This window comes from Staphylococcus sp. FSL W8-0305, assembly GCF_037966415.1.
In the GTDB taxonomy this organism is placed as follows: Bacteria; Bacillota; Bacilli; order Staphylococcales; family Staphylococcaceae; genus Staphylococcus; species Staphylococcus aureus.
The window spans coordinates 1679015-1695915 of sequence record NZ_CP150198.1; the positions used below are offsets into that span (position 1 = coordinate 1679015).

Annotated in this window: 17 protein-coding genes and 1 pseudogene; 6 read left to right on the forward strand and 12 right to left on the reverse strand. The window is 33.7% G+C overall.

Going from position 1 to position 16901, the window contains the following annotated elements:
- Positions 1–128 precede the first annotated feature (128 nt).
- On the forward strand, positions 129–1262 hold the full coding sequence (locus NST10_RS08320; RefSeq protein WP_000245695.1) for a low temperature requirement protein A: 1134 nt from the start codon (positions 129–131) through the stop codon (positions 1260–1262).
- Positions 1263–1630: 368 nt separating this feature from the next.
- On the opposite strand, the gene NST10_RS08325 is transcribed toward NST10_RS08320, so the two are convergent.
- The 4 genes from NST10_RS08325 to NST10_RS08340 are packed head-to-tail and all read right to left on the reverse strand — an operon-like array spanning position 1631 to position 4040.
- Positions 1631–2260, reverse strand: a complete 630-nt coding sequence (locus NST10_RS08325; protein ID WP_000677718.1) for an ABC-2 transporter permease — start codon at positions 2258–2260, stop codon at positions 1631–1633.
- Complete coding sequence (locus NST10_RS08330) at positions 2260–3102, reverse strand: ABC transporter ATP-binding protein (RefSeq protein WP_000209478.1); 843 nt, start codon at positions 3100–3102, stop codon at positions 2260–2262. Before NST10_RS08330 ends, NST10_RS08325 begins: the two co-directional genes overlap by 1 nt.
- Before the next feature lie 24 nt (positions 3103–3126).
- Positions 3127–3840: a DUF3169 family protein gene (locus tag NST10_RS08335; RefSeq protein WP_000698754.1), complete on the reverse strand. Its 714-nt coding sequence runs from the start codon at positions 3838–3840 to the stop codon at positions 3127–3129.
- On the reverse strand, positions 3837–4040 hold the full coding sequence (locus tag NST10_RS08340; RefSeq protein WP_001246011.1) for a helix-turn-helix transcriptional regulator: 204 nt from the start codon (positions 4038–4040) through the stop codon (positions 3837–3839). Before NST10_RS08340 ends, NST10_RS08335 begins: the two co-directional genes overlap by 4 nt.
- Positions 4041–4279: 239 nt before the next feature.
- Between NST10_RS08340 and NST10_RS08345 the strand changes: the two genes are divergently transcribed.
- The 3 genes from NST10_RS08345 to tatC all read left to right on the forward strand — a co-directional run bounded on the left by NST10_RS08345 (position 4280) and on the right by tatC (position 5710).
- Positions 4280–4669 (forward strand): DUF1398 family protein, encoded by a 390-nt coding sequence (locus tag NST10_RS08345; RefSeq protein ID WP_000874686.1) that lies wholly within the window; start codon positions 4280–4282, stop codon positions 4667–4669.
- A 98-nt stretch (positions 4670–4767) separates the two neighbouring features.
- The gene (locus NST10_RS08350; protein ID WP_001794540.1) at positions 4768–4992 is read left to right on the forward strand and encodes a twin-arginine translocase TatA/TatE family subunit; all 225 of its coding nucleotides are present in this window, start codon (positions 4768–4770) and stop codon (positions 4990–4992) included.
- A 16-nt stretch (positions 4993–5008) separates the two neighbouring features.
- Positions 5009–5710, forward strand: coding sequence for a twin-arginine translocase subunit TatC (tatC, locus tag NST10_RS08355; RefSeq protein ID WP_001573569.1), 702 nt, complete (start codon positions 5009–5011; stop codon positions 5708–5710).
- 345 nt (positions 5711–6055) lie between these two features.
- Here tatC and NST10_RS08360 read toward each other — a convergent pair whose 3' ends face one another.
- The 4 genes from NST10_RS08360 to NST10_RS08375 all read right to left on the reverse strand — a co-directional run bounded on the left by NST10_RS08360 (position 6056) and on the right by NST10_RS08375 (position 10639).
- Positions 6056–7768, reverse strand: a complete 1713-nt coding sequence (locus tag NST10_RS08360; RefSeq protein ID WP_000683719.1) for an FTR1 family protein — start codon at positions 7766–7768, stop codon at positions 6056–6058.
- The gene (efeB, locus tag NST10_RS08365) at positions 7749–8978 is read right to left on the reverse strand and encodes an iron uptake transporter deferrochelatase/peroxidase subunit (RefSeq protein ID WP_000186228.1); all 1230 of its coding nucleotides are present in this window, start codon (positions 8976–8978) and stop codon (positions 7749–7751) included. The genes NST10_RS08360 and efeB overlap by 20 nt, the downstream gene beginning before the upstream one ends.
- Positions 8975–9829, reverse strand: a complete 855-nt coding sequence (efeO, locus tag NST10_RS08370) for an iron uptake system protein EfeO (RefSeq protein WP_000737195.1) — start codon at positions 9827–9829, stop codon at positions 8975–8977. The genes efeB and efeO overlap by 4 nt, the downstream gene beginning before the upstream one ends.
- A gap of 264 nt (positions 9830–10093) precedes the next feature.
- Entirely contained in the window at positions 10094–10639 is a 546-nt protein-coding gene (locus tag NST10_RS08375) for a GNAT family protein (protein ID WP_000467645.1), read from the reverse strand.
- Positions 10640–10998: 359 nt separating this feature from the next.
- Here NST10_RS08375 and NST10_RS08380 point away from each other — a divergent pair, with 359 nt between their 5' ends.
- The gene (locus NST10_RS08380; protein WP_000157627.1) at positions 10999–11994 is read left to right on the forward strand and encodes a YeiH family protein; all 996 of its coding nucleotides are present in this window, start codon (positions 10999–11001) and stop codon (positions 11992–11994) included.
- Between the two features lie 59 nt (positions 11995–12053).
- On the opposite strand, the pseudogene NST10_RS08385 reads toward NST10_RS08380, so the two are convergent.
- From NST10_RS08385 to NST10_RS08395, 3 genes and pseudogenes are all read right to left on the reverse strand, one after another.
- Positions 12054–12620, reverse strand: a pseudogene (locus tag NST10_RS08385) (NADPH-dependent FMN reductase).
- A gap of 13 nt (positions 12621–12633) precedes the next feature.
- On the reverse strand, positions 12634–13695 hold the full coding sequence (locus NST10_RS08390) for an LLM class flavin-dependent oxidoreductase (RefSeq protein WP_001086108.1): 1062 nt from the start codon (positions 13693–13695) through the stop codon (positions 12634–12636).
- A 13-nt stretch (positions 13696–13708) separates the two neighbouring features.
- Entirely contained in the window at positions 13709–14635 is a 927-nt protein-coding gene (locus NST10_RS08395; RefSeq protein WP_001028218.1) for a VOC family protein, read from the reverse strand.
- Between the two features lie 311 nt (positions 14636–14946).
- Between NST10_RS08395 and glpT the strand changes: the two genes are divergently transcribed.
- Positions 14947–16305 carry a glycerol-3-phosphate transporter gene (gene glpT, locus NST10_RS08400; RefSeq protein ID WP_001010115.1) on the forward strand — a complete coding sequence of 453 codons (1359 nt, stop codon included), beginning with the start codon at positions 14947–14949 and terminating at the stop codon, positions 16303–16305.
- Between the two features lie 83 nt (positions 16306–16388).
- Here the strand turns inward: glpT and NST10_RS08405 are convergent, their stop codons facing one another.
- Complete coding sequence (locus tag NST10_RS08405; RefSeq protein WP_000278303.1) at positions 16389–16829, reverse strand: MepB family protein; 441 nt, start codon at positions 16827–16829, stop codon at positions 16389–16391.
- Positions 16830–16901 lie beyond the last annotated feature (72 nt).

The window sequence follows — 16901 nt, forward strand, 5'->3', positions numbered from 1 at the left end:
GTTAATGCCGCAACCAGCTCCCTGTCACCCCTCCTTCCATTTCATCGTCAAATCTGCCCCTATTCACTAGAAAAAATAAATAGTATACTTAGTAAATTAATTACACACCTTAAAGGAGTTAAAATTTTATGGTTAATGCATTAACACCAAAACATTTAGCTGAAAAGCGTGCAGGATTCCATGAGTTGTTCTTTGATTTAATTTTCGTCTATGCCATTCAAAAAATTGCACATGTGATTTTAACAACACAAAATGGTTCCATTTCAGCTGATTTATTTTTCAAATACATCGTCATGAGTTTGTTCTTATGGTTAATGTGGTCTCATCAAACATTTTTTACAAATCGATTTGGTCAAGTTACATTCAAAGACGTCTCGTTTATGATGTTTAATATGTTTATCATGGTCTTCCTATCTAACAGCCTATATCCGGACTTTGAAAAGACATTCTTCCCATTCTTCTTATGCGTGGCAATTATGTATTTAAGTATCGGATTACAGTATTTATTACATATACGTACAGGATTAGATTATGGCGATAAGCGTACATGTCAAGCTTTTGCGACCGTAGCCTTTGTGATTTCATTTTTATCATTTCTATCATTAGTACTACCACAAAGTATCCATTACATCCCTGGATTTTTAGGCGTATTCATTGCATCGACAGGACTTATTCCATTTCAAAAATATCTCGTATTATCACCTGTTAATATGATGCATTTAGTAGAACGTTTTTCATTACTGACAATTATCATCTTTGGCGAGGTACTGGTTGGTTTAGCTTCGTCATCATTTAGCATTGATCATTTTAGTTACATTTATATATTCCAATTTATGATTTTAATTAGTCTTTTCGGTGTATATTGGATCATTACTGAAAATTACATTAATCATAAATTGTCATCTATCGGTTTCCGTTTATCGTATACGCATTTATTAATCAATATCGCTTTAGGTGTGATTAATGCCGCAATTGTTTTTAGTAATAACAATAAATTAAATGACTTGTTTGAAATTAATATGATGTATATCAGTGTTTTAATATTCTATATTGGATTATGGTTAATCACGCCTTATTTCCATAACGAATTGACAAATGCGAAGTATATTTCATATTCACTAGGGATACTCGTTATGTCTTATATTGTCAGCCTTTTATTTAAAGGTCACGACCATGTAATGATTATCTCAGTATCAGTTGCAACCTTCTGTATCATGCTGATTTATTTTAAAAATCAACGTCTACGTAATAAACATGAATAAATAGTATTTACCTCGGTCAAAGTATTTGAACTGAATCCAAAAGTGTCGAACTTCACATTATACTTTGTGACAAACTTCAGTTATGATACATGATCGAGGTTTTTAAATATTTCCGAGGAAATCGTTAGCCTATACAATCATCAAATGATACTCATAAATAACATATATTCTCTAACCCCCACTATCTAAAAGGAAATAATTCCCTCACAACATAACCACCTCAAAACAAATAAATCAATCTAGATATGTCACCTATACTTATCACCCCGCATTTCATTCCACACCAAAAAGAACAGATGACAATCGTAAAGATTTATCACCTGCTCTAAATATTATTTCAATGACTAGCTTCACACCAAGAATATTGATTATAGTTCTTGTTTGTTAAAAATTTTAATAGACGATATATAAGAAACACTTGTTATAACTATACCGATAACCGCATATACTATGACAACTAGCCATCCTCCAGTGCTAATTTTTTCAAATTCTAATGCAGATGCACCACTAACCATACCATATATAAAGAAAAAGACCACGAAAGAAATAAGTAGTAGTATAGATGCACATATCATAATGACATTGGAGTTTTCAGCGCCAAATTTAAATGTCAATGGGAAAATGATAGAGTATGCCCCTATGATACCAAAACTCATTAAACCTGACATAATACCAATCATCACACTTTGGGTCACAATCGTAGTCACAACTAATCCAATCATTAAACTTGCACCGAATAAGATTAAATAAAAGGCAAAGTATGACTTAATATAATCACTACGTTTAACCGGTAAAGTAGATACATAATACATCCATCTTGAGTCTTTTTCATGTTTAATATTATCAGTAATAGGTGTAATTAACATAACCCCAGCCATTGCCGAACTCATCAACGGATTAAATACTGCAAAGTATCCCGCAGCTATGATAGCGACTATAAAATAAATATATGTTTGCTTTCTCGTTGCATAAAAACTACTTAGGAACATACCTTTCATTATACTTCACCTCGCATTATGATTTTCGTAGCGTCATCAATGTGTTTTAAAGGTTCTGCATTTTCAATTTCTGCATAATCTTTAACTAAAATTTGATATTTCCCCTTCGATAATCTAGAAGCAATGATTAAATGCTTAGGAATTTCAACATCTTTATCTTCTGTCGTAACAATTCCATATTGTGCTAAAAGTATATCTTTCTGTTCAGTTAAAATCATTCGTCCATCTTTCATAAACACTAATTTATCCGCTAATTGTTCTATATCTTCAGAAATATGAGATGATATTAAGATGCCTCCACCTTGCGCGACAAAATCTTCTAATAGTTCCATTACTTCTTCTCGTCCAGAAACATCCATACCCGCAGTTGCTTCATCTAAGATCAATAGCTTCACATCATGAGAAAGCGCAATCGTCAAAGCTATCTTCATTCGCATCCCTCTTGAAAAAGTTTTAATTTTAGTTTGTAGTGGCAACTCGAAATATTTGATTAAATCAAAGAATTTTTGACTATTCCAAGTCATATAAATAGATTGAAATACTTTATCAATATCTTTAATAGTCAATTTATTAGGTACTCTCAAATCATCAAACACTACACCTATGTGTTCTTTATATTCGACATCATCAATAGCATGTTCTTCCCCAAAAAATGTGATACTACCGTTATCTTTATGTCGATTGCCTACTAGAATATTAATTAATGTCGATTTACCTGAGCCATTTTTCCCAATTAATCCAACTGTCTCATTGGTAGAAATCGTTAAAGATGCATCTTGTAATTTAAAATCCGAAGACTTGTATTGTTTGTTCACACGATCTAAGTTTAACAATGTTGTCATATCCATGCTCCTCTTTGTTTAATTTTAATAAAAACGTCTTCTCTTCAATAAATAACTAAAGGCGTTATATATGAAAATAGCAATGATAAGTAGCAAACTAAAGCTTTGATTAATTCCTGTAGCAATTGAATAAGACCCTATAAAAATAATGGCTAGTATCAATATGGATAAGTTGATTGCATATGTTTTAAATAATGCAATTAATTCTATATGGTGTTCACCTTCATCCAATATTTCCAATCGCTTTTCAGTGTAATTCTTATCTGCAATTTTTGGCATTCTATCATCAAATCTTCTATTAAACAGCGTAAATTGTGTATTGAAAATAGCACTAGCAAAAAATGGTATTAAAAATAATAGTATTCCATTTACTTCAGCTTGTCCTACCACAAAAATAAGCAACACTAACAAGGCAATAACTGTCTGTAGAATACTTAATATACTTCCATTTAAAACATGACGATTCGCAAGCAATTCATATTGATCTGTTTCTTCGTTATCTACCTCTTCATCTACAAGTCGCTTATACTTCAATGCACGTCTTTGATTCATCAAAACAATGATTTCTATTAATATGATGATTATAGTCGCAATAATTGATATTACAACGACATTGTTATGCGTTGCGAACGTCAAATTCTCAATACCCAATCCATCAAAGTTACCTAAAATTCCACCTATGATACCACCTACAAGTCCACCTAGTAAAAGATATCCGATATATCTTAGTATTTTCAAACCTCATCCTCCTCAATAATAAAAATAGTTTCCACCTTTTCATTGAAGATACGAGCAATCTTTATTGCAGTTAATACCGATGGCATAAAGTTGTTTCGCTCAATTAGCGAAATAGTTTGTCTTGAAACACCCGCTTGTTTAGCAAGCTGCGTTTGGTTTAAGCCATCTCGTGCTCGTAATTCTTTCAATCGATTACGCACATCGCATCAACTCCTCAACTACACTGTAAATGATAATTGTCTTTTTGACAACTATATTTGTCAAATCTACACAAAAAATATAAGTGTCCACCTATGTATGACATTTTGAAACACACACCTCAACACCTACAAGTCATAATTGTTTACTTTCGTTACACCTTCCTGCATAATTAACAGCATTCTAATTTTAGTATGATGCACGCATTTTCACTAAATCAAACCATTCAAAGGAGATTATTATGGCATTTAAATTATCTGCAATTCAACAAGCACATCAACAATTTACTGGTGTTGATTTTCCAAAACTATTCAAGGCTTTTAAAGATATGGGGATGACTTACAATATCGTCAATATTCAAGATGGCACAGCAACATACGTACATCAATCAGAAGATGATATCGTTACGTCATCTGTAAAAAGTAATCATCCTGTCGCTCCAAGTTCAAATCAATCTATCGTTCAAGATGTATTAACTAGACATCAACAAGGACAAACAGATTTCGAAACATTTTGTGATGAAATGGCTCAAGCTGGCATTTATAAATGGCATATCGATATTCAAGCTGGTACTTGTACTTATATCGACTTGCAAGAACAAGCTATTATTTCAGAATTAATACCTCAGTAAGTTGTGTTTATAGCAATATTTTAATTATTATATAAAATTTGTTGATAATCATTATCGTTCGGTATAAAGTAAATACTATATACTACTTATGAGTGAGGTTGATTATCATGATAACTAACACTTTTATTTTAGGCATCACAGGTCCAACAAGTCTTGTCGTCATTAGCATTATCGCTTTAATTATTTTTGGTCCGAAAAAATTACCACAATTTGGTCGTGCTATCGGTTCTACTTTAAAAGAATTTAAATCTGCTACAGAAGATTTAGATAAAGAGTCTCACGATACACCCAGTAAGGAATCGAAGCAACAGCGAGAGCAATAGCACTGATGATACATTAATGGTTCACTTTAGCGAACTACGCCAACGGTTAGTAAAAATTTTATTGTCGTTCGTCATTGCGGTCATCGTCGTATATGTTTCATCATTTTGGTGGATGACACCATTCATAACGTATATTACCCGTGCACATGTGTCCTTACATGCATTTTCATTCACAGAAATGATCCAAATATACGTGATGATTATATTTTTCATCGCATTTTGTTTCATTTCACCAGTCATGTTTTATCAATTATGGGCATTCATTGCACCTGGATTACATAATAATGAACGTCAATTTATTTATAAATATAGTTTTTTCAGCGTGTTATTATTCTGTGCTGGCGTCGCTTTTGCATTTTATGTTGGCTTTCCAATGATCATTCAATTCGCGTTAAAATTATCATTAACTTTAAACATTTCGCCTGTTATTGGCTTTAAAGCATATTTGATTGAACTCATACGTTGGTTATTTACATTTGGCATTCTATTTCAATTACCAATATTATTTATGGGTCTTGCAAAATTCGATCTTATAGATACATATTCTTTGAAACATTATCGTAAATATATTTATTTTGCTTGCTTTGTGCTGGCGAGTATCATTGCACCACCAGACATAACATTAAATATATTACTCACATTGCCACTCATATTGCTCTTTGAGTTCAGTATGTTCATCGTTAAATTCACCAGTCGAAATGACTTATCGTCGCAATGACCTTATACGAATCAATACTGCAATACTCACAATGCAACAACATCACAATAGCCAATAAAAGAACAATGTAGCACCTCAGATTATATCAATACTGCAGCTAACTAACATTGCGTTAATCAGAATACAGCATCGGATTACACCGTGATATCCGCAATGCAACGAGAACCAACAATGCTTCGATATCTGCAATACAACGAGAACCAACAATGCAGTGATATCCGCACCTCAACAATGCCGCGATATCCACAATGCTAAGATAATCCGCACCTCAACAATGCGGCGATATCTGCAATGCTTCGATATCCACAATACAGCAACAAAAAAAACAGGCACTCGGCCTGTTTTTTATTTTTTAAATTTAAAGATTAAGATAGCAACTACCATAATATAGGCAGCTTGTGCTATCAATGGTTCGTAACTTGGATAGAATCCTAACCAGTTAATCGTTGGGAATCCTTCAATAACATGTCTTGGCATCGCACCTAATAATTGTAACTTTTGAATACTTACGCCAAGCATTTTGAATCCCATAATAAAAATAAAGATCGACAATACTCTAAATATATAGAATATAGGTATCAATCTGACGATAAATCTAAATAATAGCGCAAAGACAATTAATATCACGATGGCCAAGGCAATACCTATGACAAAATCTTTGGTCGCTAATTCGCCTATCATCCCCATATAGAAAATGATAACCTCAACACCTTCACGCAACACAGATATTAAACCAATCGTCGCTAACAATACCAAATTACCATTACTAATCGCATTGGTATACATATTTTTAATCATATCATTCCAGCGTTTCGCATTCGAACGTTTATGCATCCAAACACCAACGATAAACATTAATATGACCGCAACGATACCTAATCCCGCTTCCATACTCTCACGAAGCATACCGCTATTCCCTAGTGTTTCTACGAATGTAATTGCTAAAACGATACTCAATACAAGTCCGGCAATTGCACCACCAATCACACTTGCAGTACCCTTCTTATCTTTGACATTACGCGTCATAGTAGTCAATGTCATTACAATTAATAACACTTCTAGTCCTTCACGTAAAAAGATAATCATCACATCGACGAAGCTATAACTATGGCCAACAACCTCTTTAATTTGATTGTTTATATCTACTAAACCATCTTTGACATGTGCTTTATTATGTTCGTCTAATACACTTTGATAATATGGTATTTTATCTTCAATTTTCGTATACAAAGCACCGTCTTTAGTTTGAATTTGACCTTCAACATATGGCCAAATTTCTATAAAATGTGTAAGCGCAGCATCAGCATCCGACAATTGATTGTTGTCGATAGCTTTAATCGCCTTCTCTAACTCATCATTTAATTGTGATACATGGTATTGATCATTTGCAGACGTACCACTTTTCTTATCGACATGATCAATATTTGATTTAAAAGTTGTCCAAGCATGTGACACTTTTGCCGTATCTAATGGTGACTTATGAATTGCAATTCTAAGTTGTAATAATGCGACTTCAATTTGTCCATATTGATTTGCGTCATAATTGCGAATCACTGTTTCATTACTAGTCCAAATCTGATTTAAACTATTGTTCAAAGATTCTAATTCCGCTTTATTTTTGTCTTTAATCGCTTTTGTCATCGCTGCATCTTTGGCATCGACTTGCTGTTGCAACAGTTTAATTTTAGAACCCGCATCTTTACTAGCCAATTTCTCTTCATAAGCAATTAATGACTTCGTTAATTGCGAAAGTGTATCTTTTTGATCATCATTCGCTTTTGCATCTTCAAGCTTTCTCACATTTGATTTGACAGCATTACCTTCGCTATTATCTTCAAGCGATAATTTCTTAACTGCACTTACCACTTGCTCAATTGCTTTCAGCTTATTGTCTTTCGATATCGAATTATTAGAAAGTGCAGATTTTGCATCCGTTATCACACTATATACATCACTAATACTTTGTTGTTCTGCTGCCTGACTTTTCAATAACCCAAAGCTAAATACCATAACTAAAGTAATTATCGTCGCTATAATTTTAGTCAAATAATGTTTCACCAAGGTATCCTCCCTTACTAACACCTGGTAATACTAAAAATGAAGCAGAACCTCTATGTGTAATGTATTCATTTAACTTATCATTACTACCTAAATTGTTTTGAATATCGATAAATTGTTGGGTCGCTTTTTGAAAAGCAATGAACAACAAGCCTGTTTCGAAGTTACCTGTGCGGTCATCCGTACCATCAACATAATTAAAGGCTCTACGTAAAATTGACGTATTTGCTTCTTTCGCTAGTCTCGTATGGGCATCTTTATCAATAATATACTCGCCATGACTATCTTTCGCTTTTAAGTCAATTTCATCAAACTCTTTCCCACCTGTTAACGGTGCACCACTATGTCGCTTGCGACCAAATGTAGCCTCTTGTTCTTCCAGTGCAGTACGATCCCACGTTTCAATGTGTATTTGAATACGTCTGACAACACAATAAGTTCCATGTTTCGCCCATCCGTCATCAATAAACACATAATCTTTAAGTTGATTACTCTTTCTAGGATTAATTGTTCCATCTTTAAATGCCATTAAATTTCTAGGTGTTTCCTTACCTTTAGCAGAGATAAAACCAGATTGCGCCCAACGTACCTTAACAATATCTCGAAATGGACGAACTAAATTATGAACCGCATGAAAGGATACTTGCGAATCATTTGAGCATGCTTGAATCATAATATCACCATCGCTGTAATCGTCTATTAACTGATCATTCGGAAAATGCGGTAAATCTTTAAAGGCATCGGGAATTTTACTAGATAACCCAATTTTCTTCATCAAAGACTTACTAATTCCAAAGGTAATCGTTAACTTGCTTGCACCTAATCCAATCGATTCACCAGTATCTACTGGCGGCATTAAAGGATTGTTACTCGGCTTGCCAACTGTATCACCATCCATCATACGATCAGCCATAACCGTCCACTTTTTAAACATTGCCTTAATTGCATCTCTATCTTTTGACTTCAAATCTAATGCAACGAAATTGCATGTTTTTTGCGTGGGTGTAGTAATGCCTGATTGCACTTTACCATAAAATTCATACGCATCTTTTTCCGGATCTTCTGGTGTATTGAACATTGATTTGAAAGACCACATGCTACCAACACCACTTGCGCCAATTGCAACACCGGCACCGCCAATACCTAACATTTTCAAAAATGTACGTCTTGAAAATTGCGTACTATCGTTAACTTGTTCATAATTTGTCATTCAGTAATCACAGCCATTTTACTTAGTGGCTCTCCTAATGCATTAACAGCATCCGCAAATGCTTTACGGTCTTTCTTCGATACTTTTTCAAATGACTCATAACCGCCGTTGTTATCTTTATACTTATCCAATAATTTATTCACTTTATCGAAGTTCATTTGAATATCATCACTTAATTTTTTATCTTTTTTCTCTAAAATAGGTTTAAATAAGTCATAAATTTTTTGTGCGCCTTCAACGTTCGCTTTAAAATCATATAAATCTGTATGTGAATAAATTTCTTCTTCACCTGTGATTTTAGAAGTTGCAACTTCATTTAATAGGTCAACAGAACCTTGTAACATTAATTTTGGTGTGATATCTAATGTATCAGCTTTGGCATGCAATTCTTTTGCATCTTTCAATAATTGTTGTGCGTCTTTTTTAGTCACATCATCAATTTTCTTATCTTCGTATAATGCTTTTTCAATCTTATGATATCCTGACCATTCTTTTTCCTTTTTCTCTTCTTTCATATCTGCAAGACGTGCATCAATTTTAGGATCTAAATCTCCAAATGCTTCTGCAACTGGTTCAGAGCGTTCATAATACATACGAACTTTTGGATATAACGCTTTTGCTTGGGCCATATCATTATTTTCAATCGCTTTAACAAATTTTTCTGTACCTTTTAAAAATTCATTTAACTGTTCATCAGTATATTTATCATATGCTTTTGTTGCTTGTTTTAATTCTGCTTTAACACCATCATCTTTTTTCGATGTCTTTGAATCATCCTTCTTACTATCGTCGTTCCCACATGCAGCAATTAATAACGTTGATGCTAATAATAGCGTTGTTAACTTTTTCATTTTGACACCTCATTATAGAAATTCTATTATCCCCATAGACATGCTCTCATTCGTACTATCTCACACTCCCTAAATGCCAAGATAATACGTGGCTCTTAAAATGATGATTTTAAGGCATCCTCCCATGAACATTATCTAGTTGATAATAATTATCAAAATCATTATATTGTTATAAAATAATACTGTCAACAACCTTTTTAGTTTGAAAATAAATAAAAGAGTAACACTTATATGTAAGTCATCACTCTTTTGTAGTCTGATTTATCATCCTTCATTATATTCTGATTTTAATAAACTATAGATGTAACTCGATGAATAAATACCATTTAGTAATTCATTGTCACGTAACATACCTTCCCTAGTAAATCCCAGCCTTTCAGGAATAGCTTGGCTTTTTTCATTATTAACTGCGGCACTGATCTCAATTCGATTTAATTCAATCTCATCGAAGCAATACTTTATCAATGCCTCAACTGCTTGTGTCATAATCCCATGACCCTCAAATTGTTTATCTAAATAATACCCTAATGAAGTTTTTCTGTGCATGTGATTAATTTCATGTAAACCGATGACACCAACTAGCGTTCCTTCATACCAAATGCCACACTGAAATCCATTACCATCAGCAAATTGCAAAAGTCCACTTTTAATAAATGCACGCGTATCTGATGGTTGCTCGGTTGCATCTACCCAAGGTAACCATTCCCTAAGTGAATTTCTTGAACGATTGACTAAATTGAAAAGCGCTTCTGTGTCATGGGCTTCTAAAATTTTTAATCTTATTTGTTCATTCACTTTCATTCCAAACATACCATCACACCCTCATTTATTTTTCATATAATTCTGTAAATTATCATAATAATAACATATTAATATTACGCCTTGTATCTTAAATTTGTTGTCCTTCCCCAACTTGCATTGTTTGTAGAATTTCTTTTCGAAATTCTCTATGTTGGGGCCCCGCCAACTTGCACTGTTTGTAGAATTTCTTTTCGAAATTCTCTATGTTGGGGCCTCGACAATAAGCATTGTAGTGCCTATTACTTTGGTTGATGCCCTTGATACCTATCACACAACTTAATTTAATCACTACTTTATTAACCATTCCAAATTTATATTTAAAAATACGACAAAACAGTGCTAAAATGCTATTAAAGGAGGCACTGCTCATGGCATCATTGAAAAATAAGCATTTTATGATTGGACTATCATTAACATTTATAGTCGCATTATTTAGCTTTTTAGCAGCTAAATTGCCAATCTTAGATAAGGTTGGCGCATTAACTATCGCGATATTAATCGCTATTCTGTATCGTCACTTTAAAGGATATCCTGAACAATATAGCTCAGGTATTACATTTTCATCCAAATATTTATTAAGATTTGCAATCATCCTATATGGACTTAAACTCAATATATTCGATATTATCGGTCAAGGTAGTAGACTATTAGCCATCGATGTAGGTGTCGTTATTTTCAGTATTGTAATGATGCTCTTTGTCAACAAACTGTTGCGTGGTGACAAAAACATCGCATTATTACTAGGTGTAGGTACAGGCGTTTGTGGTGCTGCCGCTATTGCTGCAGTAGCTCCAATATTCAAATCACGTGAAAAAGATACAGCTATTAGTATCGGTATCATCGCATTGATTGGTACGATATTTTCACTTATATATACAGCTATCTATGCTATCTTTTCAATGACGACAAATGTTTATGGCGCTTGGTCTGGCGTTAGTCTTCATGAAATTGCACACGTTGTCTTAGCTGGTGGCTTTGGTGGTAGTGATGCACTTAAAATCGCACTTCTTGGTAAACTTGGTAGAGTATTCTTACTGATTCCATTAACCATCGTACTTATTTTAATTATGCGCTTCCGTTCATCAGAATCATCTAGCAAGGGTCGAATAAGCATTCCATACTTTTTAATTGGATTTGTCATTATGGCCTTAGTGAATACATATGTAACTATCCCGTCAGTATTGTTAAATATTTTAAATACTGTATCAACAATCTGCTTATTAATGGCCATGGTTGCTTTAGGATTAAATGTTGCATTTAAAGATCTTAAAAATCGTGCACTTAAACCGCTTATGACAATCATTATTACCTCAATATGCTTGTCATCACTTGCCTTTATCGTCGTTCACTGGCTATATAGTTAATATGAAAAGACGCTCAAACACTTACAAATTTAGTGTGCCGAGCGTCTTATTTTTATACTTTAAAAGTCGTATTGGTTATTTTCTTCTTCAAGCACTTGTTGTTGTACTTTGGCAGTTCGCATTGTGGATTGTGCCAACGCTTTTAAACGAAATACAACATCATCATTGACAATTTGTTGATTTGAAAAGTCTTTCTCTTCAATGAATACATACGTTTGCATCGTATGTGCTTTCATGTAACTCAATATTGGTTTTAAATGCATTTCAGGAATTAAATAATGTTTACTAGAACCTGCTGTCGCTACAAGTCCTATTACCTTATCATGAAACGCATTGACTGGAAGTAAATCAAACACATTTTTCAAAGAACCAGGGATGGAAGCTTGAAAAATTGGAAAACCAATAAAAATCACATCAGCCTGCATTAACGACGTCGTTAATTTATATACATCTCCTGTAGTATCTAGATAATTCTTTCCAACACTAAATTATAATTCGAGATCTCGTAAATCCATCAATGCTATTTGGTGTCCCTCATTGATGACTTCTAGTTCATTTTTTAAATCATCCATAGCAATTCTCGTTTTAGAACCTACTGTGGAGCCTGACAATAATACAATATTCATGATGTCGCCCCTCCTATTTTGATAAATGCTTTTTAATCGCTGGTATAATGTCGTTGCCAATTAACTCAATATTCTTCATAACATTTTCAAATGGCACACCGCCAAAATCAAGCTGTGCCATAAAACGTTGATGACCATATAACTCGTGTTGATACAATATCTTTTCAATAATTTGTTGCGGGCTTCCAACCATTAGCGCTTCTCGATAATCTGACGAATTAGCAAATTGCTGTTTCGGATAACCAACGCCACGAATAAATGACATCCCTGTATTCAAATGTGGATAAAATTCTCTCATAGCATCCTGAGTTGTTTTAGCTGTATAAAACAGACTCGCTGTACTTACTGGTAAAGACTTAGGCGAAGCATCGAAACCTGCTTCAGTTGCTGCTTGACGATAAGCATCTATAGAACCTTTAAAGTTCATTGCTGGGCCACCAAGGGTTGTAATCATCATTGGCACACCTTGTTTTCCCGCTTTGATAGCACTTGCAGGTGGACCACCAACAGCACGCCATATTGGCAATGTATTATCGATTGGTCTTGGGAATATTTTCATATTTCTAAGTTCTGGACGATATTTTCCAGACCAAGTAATACGCTCAGTTTTATTTAACTCTAAAAGTAAACCTAATTTTTCTTCAAACAATTCATCATAGTCTTTTAAATCATAGCCAAACAAGTCAAAAACACCTGTTCTTGATGCTCTGCCAGCTACAATTTCGGCTCTACCATGAGAAATCAAATCTAATGTCGCGAAGTCTTCAAATACTCTTACAGGATCTGTTGCACTAATAATCGTTGAAGAACTTGAAACTTTAATATGCTTTGTCGCTTGGGCAATTGCACCTAACACAACCGTATGTGCCTGTGTCGTAAAATGTTCCTGATGACTTTCACCAACTGCAAAAACATCAATACCCGCTTCATCTGCTAATTTACTTGCTTCAATAATTTCATTAATACGTTGCTCATAACTAACTTTTTCACCTTTAAATGGATTCAATAAATGATCACCTAAGGAATACAAACCAAACTCAAGAGGCGTATTTTTATTCATTTCTAATTTTGCCATTAAACATTCTCCTTTATATTTCGTGTAACTTACTTTCAATTTGTTCACGTTCTGCTTCTAAAAAGTCAGGCAAGTTCAATTGACTTCCTAATTGTTCAACAGGTGTATCAATAGTAAATCCAGGCGCTTCAGTCGCAAATTCATACATAATTGAATTATGGCGATAGTATAATGATTTAAAGAAATAGCGATCAATTATACCTGAATTACTTTGTGGTTGTTGTTGTAGTTTCTTGTAAATTGCATCTAAGTCATTCATTTGTGGTGTATTAACTGCAATATGATGGATATAACCTCGTCCAGGTCTTTCACGTTGTCCCTGTTGCTCAATAACTACAAAATCCGAATATAAACCTTGTGGTGCTAATGTCAGCACATCGAATGATTTATTATCTCTTTTGCGATAACCTAAGACATTTTCCAAAAATTCTACCGTACGCGCTGCATTTCTAACTCTTAATTCGACTGGCCCTATTCCTAAAATTTGATATGCTTGAGGTATTTCACTATAAGCGTTATGTTGCCATTGATGTGGTACTTCAAAACTATCATTAACAAGCAGTATGATTTCTAAGTCGTCTTCATCTTTAAAAACAACACCTTCTTGTCCAAGATAGTACAAACGTTCAGACTTAATACCATTATTCTCAAGACGTTTTTCAAAATAATGAAGTGCCGCTTGATTTGGTACTAATAATGAAAATCGATAAATCGTTTCAGTACCTGGCTGCTTATGACCCGCATTGGGAATTTCAAAAAAACTTAAAATTGTTCCGGCTGTACCTACTTCGTCCCCATAAAACAAATGATACATTGAAGGATTGTCTTGATTAACCGACTTTTCAACCAATCGTAATCCAAGGACATTTGTGTAAAAATCCTTATTACGTTTTGCATCTTTTGTATACATGGATATGTGATGATGCCCTACTATATTCATACTATCCCTCCTATTAGTATAAATTTTATACCAACTTATATAAAAAAGATAGTTATATGCCATTTAGCCCTTTTCTGCAAATAAAAATATGTTTGCGCTCCTTCGTAGATACACAGCTAGTATGTATAACGACATAATAATTGCATAATTATAAATTTATGTGTAGCAATTTATTTTTTCTAAATGTTTATAAAATACTTCAATAACTAAATATGTAAGATTTCATAAAAGTATATTGACAACGCTTTCATACATGTCTAATATAAGTTTATCGCACAAAATGCATATAAATACATATTAAGGAGGATTTTATGAATTTTCTTAAACCTGCAAAGCATATTAAGCCTTTGCCAGAAAATCAGATAGATGATACCTATAAACGATTACGTCTCCAAGTATTTCTTGGTATTTTCATCGGTTACGCTGGGTACTATTTATTACGTAAAAACTTTTCATTAGCGATGCCGGCATTGCAAGAGCAAGGTTTTACAAAAGCAGAACTAGGTTTTGCGCTTTCTGCTGTTTCCATCGCATATGGATTTAGTAAGTTCTTTATGGGTACTGTAAGTGATCGAAGCAATGCACGGATATTCTTAGTTCTTGGATTAGTACTCACTGCTATCGTCAATTTGTTAATGGGATTTGTACCGTTCTTTACATCAGGTATCGGTATTATGTTTGTCCTATTATTCTTAAATGGATGGTTTCAAGGTATGGGCTGGCCACCTTCAGGCCGTGTTCTCGTTCACTGGTTTAGTGTAAGTGAACGCGGAAGTAAGACTGCTCTTTGGAACGTTGCGCATAATGTTGGTGGAGGTATTATGGCACCTATTGCTGCTTGGGGTATTACAACAACAGCATTTATCAACTTTGGTTATTTAAAAGGTTTTGAAGGTGTATTCATTTACCCTGCACTCTTAGCACTTATCATTGCCGCAATTTCATATATATTGATTAGAGACACACCTCAATCTCAAGGTTTACCTCCAATCGAAATTTATAAAAATGACTTTGCTACAAGCGATAAGAAAACATTAGAAACAGAATTAACTACAAAAGAAATTTTATTTAAATATGTACTGAACAATAAATGGGTATGGGCAATTGCCTTTGCAAATATATTTGTTTATTTCGTGCGTTATGGTGTACTTGATTGGGCGCCAGTCTACTTAAGTGAAGAAAAACATTTCGACTTAAAAGCATCAGGTTGGGCATACTTCTTATACGAATGGGCTGGAATTCCTGGTACATTATTATGTGGTTACATTTCTGATAAATTATTCAAAGGTCGCCGTGGACCTGCTGGTTTCTTCTTTATGTTAGGTGTCACAGTATTTGTATTAATTTATTGGTTAAATCCTCCAGGCAATGCTTGGTTAGACAATGTCTCATTAATTGCCATTGGTTTCTTAATATATGGACCAGTTATGTTAATTGGTTTACAAGCATTAGATTATGTACCTAAAAAAGCAGCTGGCACAGCAGCTGGATTAACTGGATTATTTGGTTATCTGTTTGGTGCTGTAATGGCCAACATCGTCTTAGGTGCTGTAGTTGATAAATTCGGATGGGATGTCGGTTTTATTTTATTAACAGCAATCAGTGTGTTTGCAATGTTGAGCTTTATCCTCACTTGGAATAAAGTAGGACAAGAAACTGTTCATCATTAAATGATAAAAAATAAAGTCATATGGTTATCTTATCGAAAGATGATATATACATCTCTTATAAGTTCAACCATATGACTTTTTAATTAGTATTCAAAAAAATATTTACATTGCCACTTTTGTGTTTGCTCTGCTCTTTTATTCAATTGATTACACCACTTAGGATAAACTCTAAAAGCCATTTTACCTTTATGCTCAAATGTAGTTAAGATGCCTTTTTCTACCAATAATTCCCTAGGAAATAAGAAATAACCGCTTAATTCTTCATCAATAACTATAATCATTAAGTAATCTGCAAATGCCTCTTTTGAGTATGGTTGATTACAATTGTTCTCGTCTTTTGTCCAACATGTAACAAAATACCCTGCTTTAGTCGGTGTTTTCTTTGCTAACCTACTTTGATATGTTTCCTCTTTAAAGCTAAATGTTAATGCTTCGTAATCTTGATTATATTTTTCTTCCGTTAAATCTTTAACGTCTGATTCTTCACTAAAAATATATTTCAACAGTATTTTAGATTTATACATATGCCAATCTCACTTTATTTTTTCATAATCGTATCATATATTTATTTTTTATTTGAAAAATACACTTCCGAC